This is a genomic window from Microbacterium sp. K35, assembly GCF_004794375.1.
In the GTDB taxonomy this organism is placed as follows: domain Bacteria; phylum Actinomycetota; class Actinomycetes; order Actinomycetales; family Microbacteriaceae; genus Microbacterium; species Microbacterium sufflavum.
Map to the genome: position 1 here is coordinate 1 of NZ_SSDM01000117.1, position 20,893 is coordinate 20,893.

Genomic DNA, 20,893 nt, shown 5'->3' on the forward strand with positions numbered 1-20,893 from the left:
CGACGGCCTGGGCGACCGAGGCCCTGCTCACGACCCGGCGCAGGGCGGCGTCGGCCACCCGGATGCGCTCGCGCGCCTGGCCCTCCGCCCCGTAGGCGAGCAGCACGTCGAGACTGCCGAGGTAGTCGACCAGGGCCGCCGACACCTCGGCGCGACGGGCAGACACGGCCGACTCGGCCCGGGAGCCGAACACCCACCCGAGCCCGATCGCGGCGAGCGCGGCGACGACCAGGCACACGGCGAGGGTCAACGCGGCCGCGGGCGACACGAAGGCGAGGAACCCCACGGCCCCCACGGCGACGAGCGCCGACACCGCGAGCGGCTGCACCACCCGCAACGGCAGGTTCTGCAGATTCTCCACGTCGTCGACGAGCGCCGCGAGCACCTGTCCCCGGTCGGTCGCGCCGAGCCCCGCGGGAGAGAGCGGGATGAGGCGGCGCACCAGGTCGGAGCGCGTCGAGGCCAGCTGCCGCAGCGCCGCATCGTGCCCGCTGAGCCGCTCGAGGTAGCGGGTCACGGCGCGGGTCACGGCGAAGAACCGCACCCCGACCACGGCCACCGACAGCGGCACGAGCGAGTCCACGATCGAGGCGCTCACGATCAGCCAGCCGCTCACCGCGAGCAGGCTCACGGCCGCGCCCGCCGACAGCACGCCCCAGATCAGGCCGGGCAGGAACCGCGCGACGGGCGGCTGCGCCAGGCGGAGCACCTCGCGCAGCCGCCGGGCCCTGGTGGTCTCGCTCATGCGCTCACCCCCAGGGCGACCACGCGGTCGGCGATGTCGCGCGCCGACCGGCGGTGGGAGACCAGCACCACGGTCGCTCCGGCGTCCGCCCGCGCGCGCAGCGAGGACCACAGCCGCTCCTCCGTGGCGGGGTCGAGCGCGCTGGAGGGTTCGTCGAGCGCGAGCACGGCGTGCGGCATCCCCGCCTGGCGGTAGAGCGCCCGCGCCACCGCGACCCGCTGCGCCTGCCCGCCCGACGGTCCGCTGCCCTGCACGCCGAGCTCTCGCGCGGGGTCGATCCCCTCGGCGCAGGCGGCGTCGAGCGCCCTCCGCACCCGCTCGGCATCGGGCTCCGGGTCGCCGAGGGCGACGTTGTCCGCCACCGTGCCGCGGATGAGTCCGGGCGACTGGCCCGCCCACGCCAGCCACTCCGACGCCGCGAGGCCGCGGACGTCACGCCCGGACCACGTCGCCCCGCCCGCGAACGGCACCGCGCCCCGCAGGGCCGCCAGCAGACTCGACTTGCCCGCGCCGCTCGGCCCCTCGATGAGGGTGATGGTGCCGCGCTCGGCGGTGAACGACACGGGCGGCAGGTCGCGCACGCGCAGCTGCTCCACGACGAGGGCCCCTTCCGTGGAGGTTCGCGACTCCGGAGAACGGACGGCGGCTGCGCCGGGGACCGCGCCGGAGGCGCTCACCGCGGCAGGCGCTCCCGAGTCGTGTACGCCGGAGCCGTCGCCCCGCGCCTCGTCGAGCACCGCGAACACGTCTTCGGTCGCGGCGACCCCCTCCGCCGCGGCGTGGAACTGCACGCCCACCTGCCGGATGGGGAGGAAGGCCTCGGGCGCCAGCAGCAGGACGAACAGCCCGACCTCGAGCGTGAGCTCGCCCGACAGCAGCCGGAACCCCACCGCGACCGCGATGAGCGCCACCGCCAGCGACGACAGCAGCTCCATGGAGAAGCCCGACAGGAACGAGAACCGCAGCACCTTCATGGTCTCGCGACGGTAGTCGTCGGCGGTGGCCTCGATGCGGTCGGCCGCCCGGGCGTCGCGGCCGAACAGGCGCAGCGTCGACAGTCCCTGCACGGTGTCGGCGAACCGGGCGGCCAGTCGCTGCAGCGTCTGCCACTGCCGCTTCTGCACGGTGCGGGTGGCGATGCCGATCAGGATGAGGAACAGCGGGATGAGCGGCAGGGTGATGAGGGCCGTGAGCCCGCTCGGCCAGTCCTGCCACCACATGACCGCGACCAGCACGGGTGTCGCGATCGCCGTGAGCACCAGCTGCGGGATGTACCGGGCGAAGTAGGCGTCGAGCGCCTCCAGCCCGTGCCCCGCGGTCACCGCGAGCGCCGTCTGGTTCCGCTGCGCCAGCCACCCCGGCCCGAGGCGCCCGACGGCCGCCACGAGCGCGGAGCGCAGCTGCATGCCCGTGCGGGCGGCCGCCCGTGTGCCCGCGGCGTCGGACGCGGCGATCAGCACCCCGCGCACCAGGGCCGTCGCGAGCAGTGTGAGCAGCACCACGGTGACGTCTCGGCCGGCGATCGCTCCCGTGATGGCCTCGGTCAGCAGCCACGCGAACGCGATCGTGACCGCGGTCTGCGCGACGCCGATCACCGCGGAGGCCGCGAGGTACCCACGGGCGGCGGCCGCGTAGCGCAGCAGTCTCGGGTCGACGGGTTTCATACGGGGCGATCATCGGGGGCGGGGCAGGGTCACGCGTGTGCCGGCGCCCCCTCGATCGAGCTGCGGGTGACGCGCTTGCGGAACACCCAGTATGTCCAGGTCTGGTAGGCGATGACGAGCGGCAGCGCGATCAGCGCGGTCCAGGTCATGATCTGCAGCGTGTACGGCGTGCTCGACGCGTTCGCGATCGTCAGGCTGAACGCCGGGTCGATCGTCGACGGCATGACGAACGGGAACAGCGCGGCGAACAGCATCACCACGGCCGTCAGCACCGTGACGATGCCCGCGGTGAACGCCTGGCCGTCTCGGCCCCGCAGCGACAGCACGATCGCGGCGATGAGCGACACCGCGGCGATGGCACCGGCACCCGCGACCAGCCACAGCAGCGGCGCCTCGCGCCCTGCGGCGAGGAAGTACGTCCACAGCACGGTCGCGGCGGCGGCGATCACGGTGGGCACGGCTGCGCGGGCGGCGAGCTTCCGGGCGTCGGCGTGCACCTGACCGTCGGTCTTGAGCGCCACGAACAGCACGCCGTGTAGGAAGAACAGCAGCAGGGTGGTCACGCCGACCAGCAGCGCGTACGGGTTGAGCAGCGAGAAGAAGCCGCCGACGTAGATGTGGTTCTCGTCGATCGCGACGCCCTGCACGATGTTGCCGAAGGCGACGCCCCACAGCAGCGCGGGCACGACGGAGCCGATCACGATCATCCGGTCGAAGCCCTGCTTCCACTTCCTGCTCTCCCGCTGATGGCGGTACTCGAACGAGACGCCGCGCAGGATGAGCGCGAGCAGGATGAGCAGCAGCGGCAGGTAGAACCCGCTGAACAGGGTGGCGTACCACTCGGGGAACGACGCGAACAGCGAGGCGCCGGCGACGATGACCCACGTCTCGTTGAGGTCCCACACCGGGCCGATCGTGTTGATGACCTGCCGGCGGGAGACGTCGTCCTTGCCGAGGAACGGCAGCGACATGCCGACGCCGAAGTCGAATCCGTCGAGCACGAAGTACCCCACGAAGAGGAAGGCGACGATCCAGAACCAGAGCGTTGCGAGATCCATGATGCTCCTTCCTCTCAGTACACGACCGACGGCAGCTGAGCCGTCTCCTCATGGGGCTGTTCATCGGTGTCCGGCCCCTTCTGGGCGGCCTTCACGATCAACCGCACCTCGACCACCGCGAGGGCGGCGTAGATCGCGGTGAAGGCGATCAGCGAGATGAGCACCTCGACACCGCTGACACCGGGCGAGACGCCGTCTCGCGTGGACATCAGCCCGAACACGATCCACGGCTGCCGACCCATCTCGGTGAACACCCAGCCCATGATGTTGGCGGCGAGCGCGAGCGGGAACGACCAGATCGCGACCTTCCACATCCACGGCGCGACCGGCTTCTTGGCGTTCTTGCGGGTGACCCAGAGGCCGGCGACCGCGACGAGGGCGGCGGCCATGCCGAGGCCGATCATCCAGCGGAACGACCAGTACGTGACCCACAGGATCGGGGCGAAGTCGGTCAGGCCCGTGGCGGCGTAGGTCTGGGCGTACTCGGCGTTGAGGTCGTTGATGCCGTGCACGCACGCGTCGAGCGTGTGCGTCGACAGCAGCGACAGCAGGTACGGGACGCGGATGGAGAACAGCTCGGAGCTGCCGTCCGGCGTGCCGAGCGTGAACAGGCTGAAGGAGGCGTCCGGTCCGCATACGGTGTTGAACGTCGCCTCGGCGGCGGCCATCTTCATGGGTTGCGCGGCGTACATCGCCAGGCCCAGCTGGTCGCCGGTGAGCACCACGCCCGCGGTGGAGAAGATCATGGCCCACAGCCCGAACTTGAGGGAGACGCGCATGGTGTCGAAGTGCTGGCCCCGCGCCAGGTGCCAGGCCGAGACCGAGATGACGACACCGGCGGCGAACATGAGCGCACCGAAGATGGTGTGCGGGAAGGCGGCGAGCGCCACGGGGTTGGTCAGCAGCGCCCAGAAGTCGGTGAGCTCGGCACGGTTGGTCGCCTCGTTGAACGTGTAGCCGACGGGGTTCTGCATGAACGCGTTCGCCGCGATGATGAAGTACGCCGACAGGATGCTGCCGATCGAGACGCACCAGATGGTCGCGAGGTGCAGCTTCTGCGGCAGCTTGTCCCAGCCGAAGATCCACAGGCCGATGAAGGTCGCCTCGAAGAAGAAGGCGAGGAGACCCTCGAAGGCCAGCGGGGCTCCGAACACGTCGCCGACGAAGCGGGAGTAGTCCGACCAGTTCATGCCGAACTGGAACTCCTGCACGATGCCGGTGACCACGCCCATGGCGAAGTTGATCAGGAAGATCTTGCCGAAGAAGCGGGTGAGGTGGAGGTACTGCACCTTGCCGGTGCGCACCCACGCCGTCTGGAAGATCGCGGCCACCAGGGCCATGCCGATCGTCAGCGGCACGAAGAGGTAGTGGTAGACGGTCGTCAGCCCGAACTGCCATCGGGACAGGACGAGCGGATCAAGCCATTCCATGCGCGACTCCTCTTCTGTCGGACTGCTGCGTCGTGGTGTCGCGCAGCTGCACCGTGCACTCCGATGGGCTCTGAGCGTCGCGCACGCACGCGGCGACGAGCGGTCCCCCGGCCTCGGTCAGCACGCTCTGCATGAGGCCCAGGTGCACCTGGCACAGGAGCGGGCGGTCTTCGGGACGGCCGGCGGCGTGCGGGCACGGGCTCAGGTCGACCGTCAGCACCCGGTCGTCGACGACCGGTTCGAAGCCGCTCTCCTCCAGGTGCTCGACCAGGGCGTCGAGCTGGTGCACGGCGTCACGGCCGAGGGCGCTCGGGGCCGCGGAGGGCACCACGCTGCGCAGCAGGTCGCCGCGACGGGCCGCCGCCTTGGCCTTGTCCCTGGCGACCGGGCTCGATGCGTCGGACGCACCGGTCGCGGCGCGGTAGAGCGTGCGCGGGCGGCCGCGGGTGGTGCGGTGCTCCACCTCGGGGATCACGTAGCCGCCCTCGATGAGGCGCTGCAGATGCTCGCGGACGGTGTTGGCGTGCAGGCCGGTGGCCGCGCACAGTTCGCCGATCGTGAGGTGCCGGGACGCACCGGTCACCCCCGCCTCGAAGAGCAGGTGCAGGATGCGCACCCGGGAGTAGCTCGAGATCGGTCCGCAGACGGACCCGCCGTTGGACATGTCTCCATTATTCTGGCGATCCACACCCCTGTTGGGGCACCGGGCCGTGAATAATCACCCGGGCGATAGGGATGTCTGATCCCGCCGATAGCCTGGGGGCATGGCCACCCGGAAACCCGCTCCCCCTGCGTACGTGTGCACGGAGTGCGGGTGGACGACGGCGAAATGGGTCGGCCGCTGCGGCGAGTGCCAGCAGTGGGGAACCGTGCAGGAGCAGGCCGCCCAGACCGGCATCCTCCGACGCGTGAACGCCCTCGCACCCACCGCCGATCGCGCCGCGCGACCGATCACGCAGATCACGACACAGGACGCACCCCGGCGCACGAGCGGGGTCGGCGAGTTCGACCGCGTGCTGGGCGGCGGCATCGTGCCCGGCGCCGCCATCCTGCTCAGCGGCGAGCCGGGCGTCGGCAAGTCCACGCTGCTGCTCGAGGTCGCCGCGCAGGCGGCACGTGCCGGGCGGCGGGTGCTGTACGCGAGCGCCGAGGAGTCCCCCGCTCAGGTGCGGCTGCGCGCCGAGCGCACCGGCGCGCTGCACGACGAGCTGTACCTGGCGAGCGAGACCGACCTCGCCACGATCCTCGGTCACATCGACGAGGTGCAGCCGCAGCTCGTGATCGTCGACTCCGTGCAGACGGTGTCGTCGTCACTGACCGACGGCGCGGCAGGACAGCCCAGCCAGGTGCGCGAGGTCGCCGCGACCCTCATCCGCGTCGCCAAGGAGCGGGACCTGCCGATCATCATCGTCGGTCACGTCACGAAAGACGGGCAGGTCGCCGGCCCCCGCGTGCTGGAGCACCTGGTCGACGTGGTGTGCCACTTCGAGGGCGACCGGCAGACGTCGCTGCGCTTCATCCGCGCGCTCAAGAACCGCTTCGGGCCGACCGACGAGGTGGGGTGCTTCGAGATGACCGGCGACGGCATCGCCGAGGTGCCGGATCCGTCCGGGCTCTTCCTGTCTCAGGGGGCGTCCGAGCCCGGCACGTGCGTCGCGATCTCGCTGGAGGGCCGCCGCGCGCTGCCGGTGGAGGTGCAGGCGCTCACGGTGCCCAGCAACGCCCCGAACCCCCGGCGCATCGTGCACGGGCTCGACGCGTCGCGCGTCGCGATGGTGCTGGCCATCCTGGAGCGCCGGGCCGGGGTGCCCACGGGCAGCCTCGACGTCTACGTCTCCACGGTGGGCGGCGTGCGGTTCACCGAGCCCGCGGCCGACCTCGCGATCGCGATCGCGGTGGCGGGGTCCATCCAGATGATCTCGGTGCCGCGCACGGTCGCCGCGGTGGGCGAGCTCAGCCTGGCGGGTGAGGTGCGGCCGGTCACGCAGGCCGCGCAGCGCCGAACGGAGGCGGCGCGACTGGGCTACGAGCAGGTGGTCGACGACCGGTCGAAGACGCTGCGCGCCGCCCTGGGCGACATCCGCTCGCGGAACGCGGCCCGGCGTCCCGACCGCGACATCCCGCCGTTCTGAGCCGCGGCGCAGCGATCAGGCGTCGAGCGCCTTGAGCAGCTCGACCGGATCCGCCTGCATGGGATGGGGACCGGCGATGTCGAGGAACACGGTCGTGATGGGGTGCGCGGAGAGGAACCGCCGCAGCCAGGCCGCGTCGTAGATGCCCACACCGGGCGGCAGGTTGGCCGGCTTGTTCTTCGCGTCGCTGAAGAGCAGCAGCGCCAGGTCGCCCGTGTTCGGGTCGCGGTACGTCCACACCTCGCCGCCGTCGAGCGGGTTGTCGCGCGCACCGGGCTTGATGAGCGGGACGACGGTCGTGCCGTGCCGCAGGGCCAGGGCGACCGCAGCCACGTCCTGCTTCTCCAGGGCCACCGCCAGCGCCTCGGACCGGAAGTCCTCGGGTGCGGGCTTCTTCTTGCCGGACTTCGCCTTCTTCGCAGCCATGTCTCCAGCTTAGGCATCGACACGACGAGCGCGGCTCCACGGCGACGTCCGGCCGGCGCGGGAAAAAGATTGGGGCCCTCTCGAGTCCTCCATTGGGGACTGGGGTACTCGAGAGGGCCCTCGGACTCTCGAGCGGCGGTGTCGAAGCGCTGGGGACGCTGTAGTTCGACGCCACTGGGGATGGCTTATGCCGCATAGGCGGAGAGTCATGTCTATGGTATCCCAAAGAACGACTCGTGTCAGCACAAGAGGCCCTCCGACGCGAAGGTCGCCGCAATTCGGATCGGTTGCCGCAGCAGACGAAGCAATCCGAAGCCGCACGGCCGGATCGCCCGCAAAGCCGTAGCGTGCGATCAGTAGAGCAGGAACTGCGCCGTCGTGGCGCTGGGGAAGCCGCCGATCGACACGGCCACATGGTACGACGCGCCGCCGCCGGGCGCCCGCTGCCGGTTCTCCTGCGCGCACGTCTCCACGCTCGACCGGGTGCGGTCCCACACCACGGGCTCCTTGCTCACCACGGTCGATCCGGCGGTGAGCGTCGCGATCATGCTGCTCGGGTTCTCCTGGCAGTCCGTCGACCGCCACCACACGTCCGCGCCGCTCGACACCGTGAACACCTGGGTGCTCGACCCCACGTCGATCGTGCAGTCCGTGGCGCCCTTGTTCGTCAGCGAGATCGACAGGCGCGGGGTGACGCCCGCCGCGTAGGTGTCGGCGTCGGTGACAGCCGTGACCTCGATGTCCTTCGCCTGGCAGGCCACGACAGCGGGCGTCTCGGAGGCGCTCGGAGTGGGCGCCGGGCTCGCGGAACCCGTGGGCGGCGGCGGCGTCTCGGTCGTCGAGGAGGACGTCGGCGCCGGGGTCGCATCGGTCGCGGCGGCCCAGGGGCGCGCGACCAGCAGCCATACCGACACCCCGATCACCGCGAGGACCAGGATCAGCCCGAGCAGCACCACCAGACGCCGACGACGGTAGACGGCGGCGGAACGACGGGGCATGCTTCCAGGTTAAGCGATCGAGCCCCGCGATCCTGGGAGGCGTCGTGCGCCCGTCGGACCTCAGAGCACCTTGAGCATCCGGGTGTTGCCGAGCGTGTTCGGCTTGACGTGCGCCAGGTCGAGGAACTCCTCGACACCCGCGTCTCCACTGCGCAGCAGCTGCGAGTACACGTCGGGATCGACGACCTGCTCGCCGATGGGGGTGAAGCCGCGGCGGCCGAAGAAATCCACCTCGAACGTGAGGCAGAACAGGCGCGTCAGTCCGAGTGCGCGCGCGTTCTCCTCCAGGCGCTCCACGATCGCACGACCGATGCCGTGGTGCAGCCAGTCGTCGCGCACGAGCAGGGTGCGCACCTCGCCGAGGTCCTCCCAGATCACGTGCAGGGCGCCGCAGCCGATCAGCTCGCCGTCGGCCTCCGCCACCACGAACTCCTGCACCGCGCCGTACAGCACCGCCAGGTCTTTGCCGAGCAGGATGCGCTGCTCCACGAGCGGCTGGAGCAGGTTGCGGATGCTGACGATATCGGCGCTGCGGGCGGGCCGGACGATGTAGTCGCTCACCCGACCAGCCTAGAACCGCACCCTCCGTGCGCCTCCCAGACACGAGGAAGGGGCGGATGCCGCAGCATCCGCCCCTTCACGTCCGGGCTCACGACCCGGGTGGGATCAGTCGTTGCCGGTGATCGCCAGGTCGGGCGTACCGGCGATGGCGCCGCCGCCGGTGTTGACACCGACCGCGACCTTCTCGCCGCGCGGACCGTGCTCGAACAGGAACTCCCCGTCCTTCGCGTCGACCTTCACGTGGTCGCCCGAGTCGAGCTCGCCGTGCAGGATCTTCTCCGACAGACGGTCCTCGATCTCGTGCTGCATCGCGCGACGCAGCGGCCGGGCGCCCAGAGCCGGGTCGAAGCCGATCTCGATCAGACGCTCCTTGGCGGCCTGCGACAGCTCGATCGTCATGTCGCGGTCGAGCAGACGCTCGCCGAGGCGCTTCGTGAACAGGTCCACGATCTGCACCAGCTCGTCCTTGCTCAGCTGCGGGAAGACGATGATGTCGTCGACACGGTTGAGGAACTCGGGCTTGAAGTGCCGCTTGAGCTCCTCGTTGACCTTGCCCTTCATCCGCTCGTAGCTGGTGGCGTTGTTGCCCTCGATCTGGAAGCCCACGGGGCCGCCGGCGATGTCGCGTGCACCGAGGTTGGTGGTCATGATGATGACCGTGTTCTTGAAGTCCACGATCCGACCCTGACCGTCGGTGAGGCGACCCTCTTCAAGGATCTGCAGCAGCGAGTTGAAGATGTCGGGGTGGGCCTTCTCGATCTCGTCGAACAGCACCACGCTGAACGGCTTGCGCCGCACCTTCTCGGTGAGCTGACCGCCCTCTTCGAAGCCGACGAACCCGGGAGGGGCACCGAACAGCCGCGAGACGGTGTGCTTCTCGCCGAACTCGCTCATGTCGAGCGAGATGAGCGCGGCCTCGTCGTCGAACAGGAACTCCGCGAGCGCCTTGGCAAGCTCCGTCTTTCCGACGCCCGTAGGGCCGGCGAAGATGAACGAACCGGAGGGGCGCTTCGGGTCCTTGAGGCCCGCACGCTGGCGACGGATGGTCTTGGAGAGGGCCGCGATGGCCTCCTCCTGACCGATGACGCGCTGGTGCAGCGCCTTCTCCATGAAGACGAGTCGGCTGGACTCCTCCTCGGTCAGCTTGAACACGGGGATGCCCGTGGCCTGCGCGAGCACCTCGGCGATCAGGCCCTCGTCGACGACCGCCTGGGTCGCGACGTCGCCCGCACGCCACTGCTTCTCGAGGCGCAGCCGCTCGGCGAGCAGGCTCTTCTCCTCGTCGCGCAGCGACGCGGCCTTCTCGAAGTCCTGCTCCTCGGAGGCGAGCTCCTTCTGCTCGCGCACGGCGGCGATCTTCTCGTCGAACTCCCGCAGCTCGGGCGGGCTCGACAGGATCGACAGACGCAGGCGCGCGCCGGCCTCGTCGATCAGGTCGATCGCCTTGTCGGGGAGGAACCGGTCGGAGACGTAGCGGTCGGCGAGGTTCGCCGCGGCCACGATCGCGCCGTCGGTGATCTGCACCTTGTGGTGCGCCTCGTAGCGGTCGCGCAGCCCCTTGAGGATGTTGATCGCGTGCGGCAGCGTCGGCTCGTTCACCTGCACCGGCTGGAAGCGGCGCTCGAGAGCGGCGTCCTTCTCGAAGTGCTTGCGGTACTCGTCGAGCGTGGTGGCGCCGATCGTCTGGAGCTCACCGCGGGCGAGCAGCGGCTTGAGGATGCTGGCCGCGTCGATCGCGCCCTCGGCGGCACCCGCACCCACGAGGGTGTGGATCTCGTCGATGAAGACGATGATGTCGCCGCGCGTGCGGATCTCCTTGGTGACCTTCTTCAGGCGCTCCTCGAAGTCGCCGCGGTAGCGGGAACCGGCGATGAGAGAGCCGAGGTCGAGCGAGTAGAGCTGCTTGTCCTTCAGCGTCTCGGGTACATCGCCCTTGACGATCGCCTGCGCCAGGCCCTCGACGACGGCGGTCTTGCCGACGCCGGGCTCACCGATCAGGACGGGGTTGTTCTTGGAGCGGCGGGAGAGGATCTGCATGACCCGCTCCGCCTCCTTCTCGCGCCCGATCACCGGGTCGAGCTTGTTGTCGCGCGCGGCCTGGGTGAGGTTGCGACCGAACTGGTCGAGCACCGCGGAGCCACCCTGGGCGCCGGCGGGCGAGTCGTTGGTCTGCGCGCCGACCGACGCGGGCTCGCGCCCCGGAGCGCCGGACAGCAGCTGGATGACCTGCTGGCGCACCTTGTTGAGGTCGGCGCCGAGCTTGACCAGCACCTGGGCGGCCACGCCCTCGCCCTCACGGATGAGGCCGAGGAGGATGTGCTCGGTGCCGATGTAGTTGTGGCCGAGCTGCAGAGCCTCGCGGAGGCTGAGCTCGAGCACCTTCTTGGCGCGCGGCGTGAACGGGATGTGGCCGGTCGGCTGCTGCTGACCCTGGCCGATGATGTCCTGCACCTGCTCGCGCACGGCGTCGAGGGAGATGCCGAGCGACTCCAGCGCCTTGGCTGCGACGCCCTCGCCCTCGTGGATGAGGCCGAGCAGGATGTGCTCGGTGCCGATGTAGTTGTGGTTGAGCATCTTCGCCTCTTCTTGGGCGAGGACGACCACTCGACGGGCTCGGTCCGTGAATCTCTCGAACATGTTGACTCCTTATTCGCACGGGGCGAAGACGCATGAAGCGCTTGTACATCGAGAGTAACGACCAGGAATGCCGGGTATGCCCGTGTTCGCCGTGGGCATAGCGGGGGCTTGACCCGTTTATCGACAGTCGTTATGTTAACGAAAGTCGATAACCCCCCGATCTTCAGGAGGAGCCCATGCTCGCCACGGATAGACGACCCTCGCTCGCCGACGGCATCGCCCTCGGACTGATCGCGACCGGAGCCGTGAGCGTCGGAATCGGTGCGATCGTCGCCGTCGCCCAGGCCGCCGCCACCCTGTTCTCGCCGTCGCCGACGATCGCGATGCCCGTGCACGACGTCGACCTCACCGCCCTCGACGGCGTGGCCGGGATCGAGGGCGCCACCGTCGACTCCGCACTCGTCACCCTCACCGCGCCGCCCACCGCCGCCCGCTGGCTGCTGCTGCTGGAGACGGCGCTGCCCGCGCTCGCCACGGTCGCCCTGTGCGCGGTGGTCTGGTGGCTGGGCGTGTCCCTCATCCGCTCCCGCCCGTTCCGCGCCTCGCTCGGGTGGATGTTCGCGGTCGCCGCCTGCCTGCTGATGGCCGGCACGCTGCTCGGGCAGTTCGCCGGCGGCATCGGCCGGGCCGAGATCGTGAAGGATCTGGCCGCGATCGAACCCGGCGTCGAAGACGTGCTGTGGACGCTGCTCGTGCAGTTCGACCTGGCACCCGTGGGGTGGGCGTTCGCCCTGGCCCTCGTGGCGGGCGTGTTCGCCGTCGGCCGCCGCCTGCAGCGCGACACGGAGGGGCTGGTCTGATGATCACGTTCGGCTCGGAGGCCGTCTGGCCCTCGCTGCTCAACATCGCGATCGCCCTCGCCGTCGGCGCCGCCGTCGTCGCCCTCGTCGTCTGGAACAGCCGCCGGCGCGGCAGCCGCACGGTCACCCTCGATGCGGCGCTCACGCTATCGGGATGGTGGGTGATCCTGTCGGCACTCGGCGCGATCGCGGTCGTCGTCAAGGCGTTCGCGGTCGACTGGGCGGAGCTGCACGGGCGGACCGTCGTCTTCCTCGACTGGCCCGCCGCCCTCCCCTGCTCCGAGTTCGGCGACGGTGCGCACACCGCCCTCACCTGCGGCGGCACGGAACTGACGGACTTCACCGTGGGCAACGCCTCGCTCGGACTCCGCCTCCTCGCCGCGGCGGCACAGCTCAGCAGCCTGGCGCTCGCCACGGTGCCCGCCGTGGTCCTCGCCCTCATCTGCTTCCACACGCTGCGCGGGCGCGCGTTCTCCCTGGTCGTGACCCGCGCCCTGGTCGGCGGCGCGGTCACGCTCGTGGTGCTCGGCGTGGCGTCCGACCTGCTGAACGGGATCGCCGCCACGGCGGGCCTGCGGGAAGCCCTTCCCACCGACAGTCCGTGGTACCCCGCGGCGTATCAGCTCACCGTGACGCCGCTGCCCTTCGCCGCCGCGCTCGGCCTGCTCGCCCTCGCCGCCGTGTTCCGGCAGGGCATGCGCCTGGAGCAGCAGCGTGCCGCCCTGGAGAAGGAGACGGAGGGGCTGGTGTGAGCCCGGCCGAGAGCGACGAGGAGTTCACCGGCATCCACTGCCGCCTGGACGAGCTGCTCGCCGAGCGCGGCATGACCCTCACCGAGCTGAGCGCCGCGGTCGGCGTGAGCATCGTCAACCTGTCCGTGCTCAAGAACGACCGCGCCCGCGCGATCCGCTACTCCACGCTGCGGGCGATCTGCGAGGCGCTGGAGTGCGACGTGGGCGACCTGCTCGTGCTCGCGGCCCGCTGACGCGGAGCATGGATGCGCCTCCGCACGCAAGCCCCTTCTATGAATCTGCTGTGGCGCACTAGCGTCGTCCGCATGAAGAAGTCAGCACCCGCGGCCCGCCCGGCCGCCCGCCTCGCTGCCCTCGTGCCCGCCGTCGCGCTCGCCCTGTCCCTCGCCGCGTGCGGCGGACCGGCCCGCCCGTCGTCCGACGAGGTGGCCGAGGGGATCCAGAAGGTGTTCGCCGGCACGAGCCAGGAGCAGGCGATGACCGACGAGGCCGCCAGCTGCCTCGCCGACGCCCTGGTCGACTCCGAGCTGAGCGACGAGACGCTCACCTACATCGCCAACGGCGAAGACAAGCAGAAGGACGAAGCCGACAAGGCGCTCACGACGCAGATCATCACCGACAACCTGAACGAGTGCGTCGCGCCCTGACCCCCCGAACCCGGAGCATGACGGCTGCGGAGGGGCGGCCGTCATGCTTCGTCATATCCGCCCAGGGAATTCCCAGCCAGCTCTAGCGTTGAGCCTCATGGCGCGCATCCCGGCGCGCCGCGATCTCTGGAGTCCCCACCTCGATGAGCACCACCGCACGCGCCCAGAAGGCGCCAGACACCCGCGGGCCGGTCCGGAAGCTGCTGACCTCGTTCGGCTTCCAGATCATCGCCGCCCTCGTCCTCGGCATCGCCGCCGGCCTGATCGGCCGTCAGCTCGGCGCCACGGCCGAGAACCCCACCGGCCTGTCCGCCACGCTCGACACGATCGGCAGCTCCTACGTCACGCTGCTGCGCGCGGCGGTCGTCCCGCTGATCTTCACCGCGATCGTCGCGAGCATCTCCAACCTGCGCCGCGTGCAGAACGCGGCACGCCTGGCCGGTCAGACCATCCTGTGGTTCGCGATCACCGCGTTCATCGCCGTCATCATCGGCATCGGGCTCGGCCTCGTGATCCAGCCGGGCAACCGCGCCGGCGAGGGCCTCGAGCCCGGCGACCCCTACACGGTCGGCACGTGGTGGAACTTCCTCCTCGGCCTGATCCCCCAGAACTTCCTCGGCCTCACGGTCAGCACCTCCCCCGGCGCGACCGAGGGCGCGTTCACCTCCACGGTGGGCTTCAACATCCTGCAGGTGATCGTCGTCGCCGCGGTCGTCGGCATCGCCGCCCTCAAGGCGGGCAAGAAGGCCGAGCCGTTCCTCGTCTTCACCGAGTCGCTGCTCAAGGTCATCCAGCGCGTGCTGTGGTGGATCATCCGCATCGCCCCGATCGGCACGTTCGGCCTCATCGGCTCCGCCGTCATCAAGTACGGCTGGGAGAAGCTCGCGTCGCTCGGCTGGTTCGCCGCCGCGATCTACATCGGCCTCGCTCTCGTGCTGTTCGTGGTCTACCCGATCCTCGTGCGCACGCACGGCCTGTCGATCAAGCAGTACTTCTCGGGCGTCTGGCCCGCGGTGCAGCTCGCGTTCGTGAGCCGCTCCTCCATCGGAACGCTGCCGCTCACGGAGCGCGTGACCGAGCGCAACCTCGGCGTGCCCCGCTCGTACGCCTCGTTCGCGGTGCCGCTCGGCGCGACCACGAAGATGGACGGCTGCGCCGCGATCTACCCGGCCATCGCCGCGATCTTCGTCGCCCAGTTCTTCGGCATCGAGCTGAACTTCGTGCAGTACCTGCTGATCGTGATCGTCTCGGTCGTGGGCTCCGCCGCCACCGCCGGCACCACGGGCGCGGTCGTCATGCTCACGCTCACGCTGTCGACCCTGGGTCTGCCGCTCGAGGGCGTTGGTCTGCTGCTCGCGATCGACCCGATCCTCGACATGGGCCGCACCGCGGTCAACGTCGCGGGCCAGGCGCTGATCCCGACCATCGTCGCCAAGCGCGAGGGCATCCTCAACGAGGAGCTCTACAACGCGCCGCGCGAGGGCCTGCCGTTCGCCGACGACTCGTCCGACGACGACGCCCCCGAGGCCGACGCCGCCTCGGACACCGCGCCGGAGCCGGCCGGCGCCCGCTGACCCGTCACGCCGGAACGCCCCGTCTCCTCCGGGAGGCGGGGCGTTCTCGTGTGCGGGTGCGAGGCGACCGCGTCAGACGCGGCCCTGCTGACGCGTGGCGCCGCGCGTGTCCATCGCCAGCTCCTCCGCATCCATCGCGGTCAGCAGCTCCCGCATGACCTCCTCGTCGAGGTTGCCCGCGTCGCGCTCGGCGACCAGGATCTCCCTCCGCACCTGCAACCACCCCTTCGACAGCGCGACCAGGTCGTCGAACGACGGACGGCTCGAGGTGTCCTCCACCCGCTGCGCCTCGTCGGTGTCCTTCTCCACCCTGGTCATGCGCTTCGTGAAGGCGTCGAACACACTCAGGTCGACCGCACCGTGCTTCTGCTCCCACTCGACGCGCTTCTGCGCCAGGTACTCCTTGCCCGCCTCCCGGCTCTTGGCCTTGACCGCCTCGAGCGCGGCCTCGTCCTCCGCGTGCTCGGCGTCGCCCCGGATCCCGAGCCGCCGGATGAGCAGCGGCAGCGTCAGCCCCTGCAGCAGCAGCGTGCCCACCGTCACGATGAACGCCACGACGACGATCGCGTGCGAGGCCTCGGTGTCGAGCGTCGCGAGGTCGGCCGCGGCCACCGCGATCGCGAGCGTGACCACGCCGCGCATCCCCGCCCAGGAGATCACGGCGTTGTCCTTCCACGTGAGCTGGAGTCCGGCCATGCGCTCCCGCACGATCTGCGTGCGCAGCTCGTCCGCGCTGTACTGCCGCCAGCGCCGCGACCGCCGCCGACGCTCGTCGAACTCCCCCGACGCGATCCCCCGGTCCATGCGCGCGAGCCGACGACGGTCCTGGAAGTTCGCCCACGCGCTGGTGGGGTAGATGTACAGGGGCCGCACGAGCAGCACCACCACCAGCACGGCGAGGGACAGCAGCAGGATGCGCCCCACGGACTCGCTGCTCAGGTCGCGGAGCACCCGCGGGAACTGCAGCCCGATGTACGCGAACACGAAGCTCTCCAGCAGCAGGTCGGCCGACAGCCACAGCGGCGCCTCCTGCTGCCTGGTGGTGTAGTCGGTGCGCGGGGCGTTGAACCCCACGTACAGCCCCATCGCCACGACCGCGAGCACACCGGAGCCCAGGAGGTGCTCGGCGATGCCGTACGCCCCGAACGGCGCGAGCAGCCCGAACGTGCCGATCACGACGGGGTCGCTGATGCGCATGCGCAGCTGGTGGAGCACGATCCCGAACACGAGCCCGACCGCGACGCCGACGCCCACCGCGACCAGGAACTGCCAGACCCCGTCCCACACCGTCAGGGTGGCCCCGGCGAGGATCGCCGCGAACACGCGGTACAGGGTCAGCGAGGTGGCGTCGTTGATGAGGCTCTCGCCCGACAGCACCGTCATGATGCGCCGCGGGAGCCCGAGACGGCGGCCGATCGCGGCGGCGGACACGGCATCGGGCGGTGCGACGATCGCTCCGAGCAGCAGCGCACCGGGGAGGGTCAGCGACGGCAGGATCCACCACGCCACGAGGCCGACCGCGAGCGCGGTGAGCAGGACGAGCCAGATGCCGAGCCGTCGGATCTGCGGCAGGCTGCGCTTGAAGCCGACGAACGACACATCCAGCGCGGCGGAGTACAGCAGCGGCGGCAGCACCAGGCCAAGCAGCAGGTGCCCGTCGATGGACAGGTCGGGCACGATCGGCAGGAACGAGGCGGCGAGCGCGACCACCGTCACCAGCAGCGGCGCCGGCCACCCGCGCCAGCGCGCGAACGCGGCCACGGCGACGGCTCCGACGAGGACGTAGAAGATCCCGGCTTCCATGGGGGAAGCGTAGCGTCGTCCGAGGACGGGTCAGCGGGCGGGGCGACGCCGCGCGGGCGTGCGGGCGGTCTCCGCGTCGAGCGCGTCGCGGAGTCCGGCATTCTCGTCCTGCAGGTCGAGCACACGGGCGATACCGGCGATGTTGAGCCCGTCGCCGCGGAGCTCGGCCGCGCGTCGCAGCCGCTCGATGTCGTCGTCGCTGTAGCGGCGCGTGCCACCGTCGCTGCGGGCGGGGACGAGCAGCCCCTTGCTCTCGAAGAGGCGGATGGTCGCCTCCGGCAGGTCGACGAGCTGGGCAGCCACGGCGATGCCGTAGACGGGTGTGCGCGAGTCGCGTGCGGTCATCCTGACGTGTCCTCGGATCGGGGTTGCGAGATCGGTCATCTCGTTCTATAACAAATCTATACCCCACGTGCAGATAATCTGCACACCACCTCAGCCCATACGGGCCGCACGAAAGGAGAACCTCATGGCACTGACCTTCGATCCCTTCAGCCAGCTCGATCGCTTCGCCGCGAGCGTGCTGGACTCCGTTCGCGCACCCCGGTCGATGCCGGTGGACCTGTACCGCGACGGTGACCGCTACATCCTGCACGCCGACCTCCCCGGCGCCGACCCGGGCTCGATCGACGTCGACCTCGACGGCGGTCAGCTCACCATCCGCGCCCAGCGCACCGCCGACACGCGCGAGGGCGTGCGGTGGCTCGCCCGCGAACGCGGCGCCGGCTCGTTCCTGCGCCAGTTCTCGCTCGGCGACGGCGTCGACCTCGACAGCATCAGCGCCTCCTACGAGAGCGGGGTGCTGTCGGTCGTGATCCCGGTGAGCGAGCGCGCCAAGCCGCGCAAGATCGTCGTGGAGTCCGGCGAGCAGCGCCAGGCCATCGACGCCTGACCCGCGGGGGCGGCGCCCACGCGCCGCCCCCGTCCTTCCCTTTCCTCCTCCCCGCAGAAAGGACGACCCATGGCCCTCTCCCCCACCCTCGATCGCTTCCTCGCCGGCATGGAGTACCCGGCGACGCGCGACGACCTGCTGCGCGAGGCCACCCGCGACGGACTCGACGCCGACGACCGTGCCGTGCTGCGCACCCTCCCCGAGCAGAGTTACAGCGCCGCCTGGCACATCCGCTACCGCCTGGCCCGCGCCGCGCTCCGCGAGTCGCTGACCCCCGCCGCCCGGGCCGCCTGAGCCGCACCCGCGCGGTCGCGTCACGGACGCACCGGTGCGAGGCCGGGAATGCGCGCGCGACGTCTCGGGTTGCACCCGGGGATGAACGACGTCGCCCTCTCCGTCCTCGACCTCGTGCCGGTCCGCTCCGGCCAGACCAGCGCCGAGGCCATCGCCGCCTCCCTCTCGCTCGCCGAGACCGCCGACCGTCTCGGCTACCGCCGCTACTGGTTCGCGGAGCACCACAACATGCCCGCGGTGGCCTCGACCACGCCCCCGGTGCTGATCGCCGCGGCGGCCGCGCGCACCCGACGGCTGCGCCTGGGCTCGGGTGGCGTGATGCTGCCGAACCACGCACCCCTCATCGTCGCCGAGCAGTTCGCGGCGCTCGAGGCCATCGCGCCGGGACGCATCGACCTCGGTCTCGGCCGCGCGCCCGGCAGCGACCCCGTCATCACGCAGCTGCTGCGCGGCAGCGGCACCACCAGCGACGTCGAGCAGTTCCCGCGTCACGTGCAGGACATCGCGGCGCTCTTCTCCGCCGACGGTGCCACGGTGCGCTTCACGTCGGGCGGCGAGTACACCGTGCGGGCCACCCCCGCCGCGACCGGCGTGCCCGAGGTGTGGCTGCTCGGGTCGAGCGACTACTCCGCGCAGCTCGCCGCCTCGCACGGGCTGCCCTACGTGTTCGCCAACCACTTCTCCGGCCAGGGGCTGGAGCGCGCGCTCGACCTGTACCGCACGAACTACCGCCCCAGCGAGGAGCACCCGGAACCGCGCACGTTCCTCACCGTCAACGCGGTCGCCGCCCCCACCGCGGACGAGGCCGAGCAGCGCGCCCTCCCCCAGCTGCGGATGATGGCCCGGCTGCGGCTCAACCAGCCCCTGGTGGCGCTGGAGACCGTGGAACAGGCACTCGCCGCGGCCTCCGACGCCGCAACCGACCAGGTCGTGCAGGCCGCCCGGTCGCGGTGGTTCATCGGCACGGGCGAGTCCGTCGCCGCAGAGGTGCGGGCCTTCGCCACGCAGCACGGCGTGGACGAGGTCATGCTCTCGCCCGTCGCCGGAGCGTTCGAGGCCGAGCCCGCCGACACCTCGCCCGGACGCACGCAGACGCTCGAGCTCATCGCGACCGCCTGAACCCGGCGCGAGGGGCTGGCCCCGGCCGACTCCGAGGCGTAGCCTCAGCGGCAGAGAGAGGGGTTCGACGATGAGCACCAGGACACTCGCACTGTGGGTCGCCTACGGCCCGAACGGCGTGGTCGGCAGCATCCGCCATGACGACGAGGGGTACGCGGTCACGATGGCCGGGGCGGACGCCGTGGCCGGGACCTACCCGAGCCTCGCGTCGGCGAAGGGGGCACTGCATGCGCGCATGGCTCCCGGCAGCGCGTGGCCGCTGTTCCAGGAGCACTGACCTCCACGACCGTCGCTCGAGACGCGCCGGGGCCGCGGTCCCGGCACCCGCACCCGCACCGAAGCCCGGGGACGGGTGTCAGGACTCGGGCTCGCCGGAGAGGATGCCGCGCAGCCAGTCGCGTGCCTCGATGAACACGTCGTCGGAGTAGCGGTCGGGGTACTGCACGATCTGCCGGTCGGCACGCGGGTACGACCCGAGGAACACCACGCGCGGGCTGAAGCGGCGGATGCCGAGCAGGGCGTCGGCCATGCGCTCGTGCTCGATGTGACCGTCGGCGTCGATCACGAAGCGGTAGCGGCCGAGCTCGTCGCCGATCGGGCGGGACTCGATGAGCGAGAGGTTGATGCCGCGGGTGGAGAACTGCTCCAGCATCTCCAGCAGCGAGCCGGGGTGGTCGTGGGGCAGCTCCACGATGAGGGAGGTCTTGTCGGCCCCGGTCGGCTCCGGGGAGCGCGTCGTGCGGGTGACCAGCACGAAGCGCGTGACGGCGGCCGCGTTGTCGCCGATGCCCTCCGCGAGCACGTCCACGTCGTAGTGCTGCACGATGCCGGGGGCCGCGATCGCCGCCTGGGCGGGCAGCGAACCGTCGAGCACGCCGATCGCCGAGGCCACGTTGCTCGCCGCCGGCACGTGCGAGTGCCGCGGCAGGTGCTCGCCGAGCCAGCCGTGGCACTGCGCGTACGCCACCGGGTGCGCCGCGATCACCTCCACCTGGTCGAGCGTGGTGCCGCGCGGGGCGACCAGGACGAAGTTGACCCGCACCAGGTACTCGCCGATGATGCGCAGCCCGGGGAGCGTCGCCAACGCGTCCTGCGTGGTGGAGACGCCGCCCTCGATCGAGTTCTCGATCGCGATCATCGCGGCGTCGCTGCGGCCCTCCAGCACGTCGTCGAGCGCCTCGCCGACGTTGTGCACGGGACGCCACACCTGCCCCCTGGCCTCCGCCACCTGGTCGAGTGCCGCCTCGGTGAAGGTTCCGGCTGGTCCGAGATAGCTGTAGGTGCGGCGATCGGTCACGGCGTTCAGCCTAGCCCTCGCTCGCGCACCGGCCTCCCGGATGTCAAGCGGATGCGCGCATCCG

22 protein-coding genes are annotated in these 20,893 nt (G+C 70.9%); 10 read left to right on the plus strand and 12 right to left on the minus strand.

Going from position 1 to position 20,893, the window contains the following annotated elements; genetic code table 11:
* The 5 genes from DW299_RS03420 to DW299_RS03440 form a co-directional block, all read right to left on the minus strand.
* A partial coding sequence (locus tag DW299_RS03420) for an ABC transporter transmembrane domain-containing protein (protein WP_240745305.1) occupies window positions 1-745 on the minus strand: 745 nt, incomplete at its 3' end.
* Window positions 742-2,409: a thiol reductant ABC exporter subunit CydD gene (gene cydD, locus DW299_RS03425; protein WP_136035675.1), complete on the minus strand. Its 1,668-nt coding sequence runs from the start codon at window positions 2,407-2,409 to the stop codon at window positions 742-744. The genes DW299_RS03420 and cydD, both read right to left, overlap by 4 nt.
* A 29-nt stretch (window positions 2,410-2,438) precedes the next feature.
* Window positions 2,439-3,467 carry a cytochrome d ubiquinol oxidase subunit II gene (cydB, locus tag DW299_RS03430; RefSeq protein WP_136034691.1) on the minus strand — a complete coding sequence of 343 codons (1,029 nt, stop codon included), beginning with the start codon at window positions 3,465-3,467 and terminating at the stop codon, window positions 2,439-2,441.
* A 14-nt stretch (window positions 3,468-3,481) separates the two neighbouring features.
* A complete protein-coding gene (locus tag DW299_RS03435) occupies window positions 3,482-4,897 on the minus strand; it encodes a cytochrome ubiquinol oxidase subunit I (RefSeq protein WP_136034689.1) in 1,416 nt (471 codons plus the stop codon).
* On the minus strand, window positions 4,884-5,561 hold the full coding sequence (locus tag DW299_RS03440; protein WP_136034687.1) for an ArsR family transcriptional regulator: 678 nt from the start codon (window positions 5,559-5,561) through the stop codon (window positions 4,884-4,886). Before DW299_RS03440 ends, DW299_RS03435 begins: the two co-directional genes overlap by 14 nt.
* A gap of 100 nt (window positions 5,562-5,661) precedes the next feature.
* On the opposite strand from DW299_RS03440, the gene radA reads away from it, so the two are divergent.
* Window positions 5,662-7,029 carry a DNA repair protein RadA gene (radA, locus tag DW299_RS03445; RefSeq protein WP_136034686.1) on the plus strand — a complete coding sequence of 456 codons (1,368 nt, stop codon included), beginning with the start codon at window positions 5,662-5,664 and terminating at the stop codon, window positions 7,027-7,029.
* 15 nt (window positions 7,030-7,044) lie between these two features.
* Here the strand turns inward: radA and DW299_RS03450 are convergent, their stop codons facing one another.
* From DW299_RS03450 to DW299_RS03465, 4 genes are all read right to left on the minus strand, one after another.
* Entirely contained in the window at window positions 7,045-7,455 is a 411-nt protein-coding gene (locus DW299_RS03450) for a dehydrogenase (RefSeq protein WP_136034683.1), read from the minus strand.
* Between the two features lie 353 nt (window positions 7,456-7,808).
* Entirely contained in the window at window positions 7,809-8,453 is a 645-nt protein-coding gene (locus tag DW299_RS03455; RefSeq protein ID WP_136035676.1) for a hypothetical protein, read from the minus strand.
* A 60-nt stretch (window positions 8,454-8,513) separates the two neighbouring features.
* On the minus strand, window positions 8,514-9,014 hold the full coding sequence (locus DW299_RS03460; RefSeq protein WP_136034679.1) for an amino-acid N-acetyltransferase: 501 nt from the start codon (window positions 9,012-9,014) through the stop codon (window positions 8,514-8,516).
* Between the two features lie 105 nt (window positions 9,015-9,119).
* A complete protein-coding gene (locus DW299_RS03465; protein WP_136034677.1) occupies window positions 9,120-11,651 on the minus strand; it encodes an ATP-dependent Clp protease ATP-binding subunit in 2,532 nt (843 codons plus the stop codon).
* A 176-nt stretch (window positions 11,652-11,827) separates the two neighbouring features.
* On the opposite strand from DW299_RS03465, the gene DW299_RS03470 reads away from it, so the two are divergent.
* The 5 genes from DW299_RS03470 (at window position 11,828) to DW299_RS03490 (ending at window position 15,424) form a co-directional block, all read left to right on the plus strand.
* Window positions 11,828-12,451 (plus strand): hypothetical protein, encoded by a 624-nt coding sequence (locus DW299_RS03470; protein ID WP_136035679.1) that lies wholly within the window; start codon window positions 11,828-11,830, stop codon window positions 12,449-12,451.
* Window positions 12,451-13,203, plus strand: a complete 753-nt coding sequence (locus tag DW299_RS03475) for a hypothetical protein (protein WP_136035681.1) — start codon at window positions 12,451-12,453, stop codon at window positions 13,201-13,203. Before DW299_RS03470 ends, DW299_RS03475 begins: the two co-directional genes overlap by 1 nt.
* Window positions 13,200-13,436, plus strand: a complete 237-nt coding sequence (locus DW299_RS03480; protein ID WP_136034669.1) for a helix-turn-helix domain-containing protein — start codon at window positions 13,200-13,202, stop codon at window positions 13,434-13,436. Before DW299_RS03475 ends, DW299_RS03480 begins: the two co-directional genes overlap by 4 nt.
* 72 nt (window positions 13,437-13,508) lie before the next feature.
* Entirely contained in the window at window positions 13,509-13,850 is a 342-nt protein-coding gene (locus tag DW299_RS03485) for a hypothetical protein (RefSeq protein ID WP_136035684.1), read from the plus strand.
* 143 nt (window positions 13,851-13,993) lie between these two features.
* Window positions 13,994-15,424: a dicarboxylate/amino acid:cation symporter gene (locus tag DW299_RS03490; RefSeq protein ID WP_205812751.1), complete on the plus strand. Its 1,431-nt coding sequence runs from the start codon at window positions 13,994-13,996 to the stop codon at window positions 15,422-15,424.
* 72 nt (window positions 15,425-15,496) lie between these two features.
* Here DW299_RS03490 and DW299_RS03495 read toward each other — a convergent pair whose 3' ends face one another.
* The gene (locus tag DW299_RS03495; RefSeq protein ID WP_136035686.1) at window positions 15,497-17,227 is read right to left on the minus strand and encodes a cation:proton antiporter; all 1,731 of its coding nucleotides are present in this window, start codon (window positions 17,225-17,227) and stop codon (window positions 15,497-15,499) included.
* A 30-nt stretch (window positions 17,228-17,257) separates the two neighbouring features.
* The gene (locus DW299_RS03500; protein WP_136035688.1) at window positions 17,258-17,572 is read right to left on the minus strand and encodes a MerR family transcriptional regulator; all 315 of its coding nucleotides are present in this window, start codon (window positions 17,570-17,572) and stop codon (window positions 17,258-17,260) included.
* Window positions 17,573-17,696: 124 nt separating this feature from the next.
* On the opposite strand from DW299_RS03500, the gene DW299_RS03505 reads away from it, so the two are divergent.
* The 4 genes from DW299_RS03505 (at window position 17,697) to DW299_RS03520 (ending at window position 19,809) form a co-directional block, all read left to right on the plus strand.
* Window positions 17,697-18,119, plus strand: coding sequence for an Hsp20/alpha crystallin family protein (locus DW299_RS03505; RefSeq protein WP_136034660.1), 423 nt, complete (start codon window positions 17,697-17,699; stop codon window positions 18,117-18,119).
* A gap of 69 nt (window positions 18,120-18,188) precedes the next feature.
* Window positions 18,189-18,413, plus strand: a complete 225-nt coding sequence (locus DW299_RS03510; RefSeq protein WP_136034658.1) for a DUF2795 domain-containing protein — start codon at window positions 18,189-18,191, stop codon at window positions 18,411-18,413.
* Between the two features lie 81 nt (window positions 18,414-18,494).
* Window positions 18,495-19,532: an LLM class flavin-dependent oxidoreductase gene (locus DW299_RS03515; protein WP_136035690.1), complete on the plus strand. Its 1,038-nt coding sequence runs from the start codon at window positions 18,495-18,497 to the stop codon at window positions 19,530-19,532.
* A gap of 70 nt (window positions 19,533-19,602) precedes the next feature.
* Window positions 19,603-19,809: a methyltransferase gene (locus DW299_RS03520; protein WP_136035692.1), complete on the plus strand. Its 207-nt coding sequence runs from the start codon at window positions 19,603-19,605 to the stop codon at window positions 19,807-19,809.
* A 78-nt stretch (window positions 19,810-19,887) separates the two neighbouring features.
* Here DW299_RS03520 and pheA read toward each other — a convergent pair whose 3' ends face one another.
* Window positions 19,888-20,838, minus strand: a complete 951-nt coding sequence (gene pheA, locus DW299_RS03525) for a prephenate dehydratase (protein WP_136034649.1) — start codon at window positions 20,836-20,838, stop codon at window positions 19,888-19,890.
* Between the last annotated feature and the right edge of the window lie 55 nt (window positions 20,839-20,893).

Bases quoted from the DNA above. Each gene is read 5' to 3' on its own strand.
- DW299_RS03455 (WP_136035676.1), bottom strand. From the start codon at position 8,453: ATGCCCCGTCGTTCCGCCGCCGTCTACCGTCGTCGGCGTCTGGTGGTG.
- DW299_RS03470 (WP_136035679.1), top strand. From the start codon at position 11,828: ATGCTCGCCACGGATAGACGACCCTCGCTCGCCGACGGCATCGCCCTC.
- DW299_RS03475 (WP_136035681.1), top strand. From the start codon at position 12,451: ATGATCACGTTCGGCTCGGAGGCCGTCTGGCCCTCGCTGCTCAACATC.
- DW299_RS03500 (WP_136035688.1), bottom strand. From the start codon at position 17,572: ATGACCGCACGCGACTCGCGCACACCCGTCTACGGCATCGCCGTGGCT.
- DW299_RS03505 (WP_136034660.1), top strand. From the start codon at position 17,697: ATGGCACTGACCTTCGATCCCTTCAGCCAGCTCGATCGCTTCGCCGCG.
- radA (WP_136034686.1), top strand. From the start codon at position 5,662: ATGGCCACCCGGAAACCCGCTCCCCCTGCGTACGTGTGCACGGAGTGC.
- DW299_RS03450 (WP_136034683.1), bottom strand. From the start codon at position 7,455: ATGGCTGCGAAGAAGGCGAAGTCCGGCAAGAAGAAGCCCGCACCCGAG.
- cydB (WP_136034691.1), bottom strand. From the start codon at position 3,467: ATGGATCTCGCAACGCTCTGGTTCTGGATCGTCGCCTTCCTCTTCGTG.
- cydD (WP_136035675.1), bottom strand. From the start codon at position 2,409: ATGAAACCCGTCGACCCGAGACTGCTGCGCTACGCGGCCGCCGCCCGT.
- DW299_RS03515 (WP_136035690.1), top strand. From the start codon at position 18,495: ATGAACGACGTCGCCCTCTCCGTCCTCGACCTCGTGCCGGTCCGCTCC.
- DW299_RS03465 (WP_136034677.1), bottom strand. From the start codon at position 11,651: ATGTTCGAGAGATTCACGGACCGAGCCCGTCGAGTGGTCGTCCTCGCC.
- DW299_RS03440 (WP_136034687.1), bottom strand. From the start codon at position 5,561: ATGTCCAACGGCGGGTCCGTCTGCGGACCGATCTCGAGCTACTCCCGG.
- DW299_RS03520 (WP_136035692.1), top strand. From the start codon at position 19,603: ATGAGCACCAGGACACTCGCACTGTGGGTCGCCTACGGCCCGAACGGC.
- DW299_RS03495 (WP_136035686.1), bottom strand. From the start codon at position 17,227: ATGGAAGCCGGGATCTTCTACGTCCTCGTCGGAGCCGTCGCCGTGGCC.
- DW299_RS03490 (WP_205812751.1), top strand. From the start codon at position 13,994: ATGAGCACCACCGCACGCGCCCAGAAGGCGCCAGACACCCGCGGGCCG.
- DW299_RS03485 (WP_136035684.1), top strand. From the start codon at position 13,509: ATGAAGAAGTCAGCACCCGCGGCCCGCCCGGCCGCCCGCCTCGCTGCC.
- DW299_RS03510 (WP_136034658.1), top strand. From the start codon at position 18,189: ATGGCCCTCTCCCCCACCCTCGATCGCTTCCTCGCCGGCATGGAGTAC.
- DW299_RS03435 (WP_136034689.1), bottom strand. From the start codon at position 4,897: ATGGAATGGCTTGATCCGCTCGTCCTGTCCCGATGGCAGTTCGGGCTG.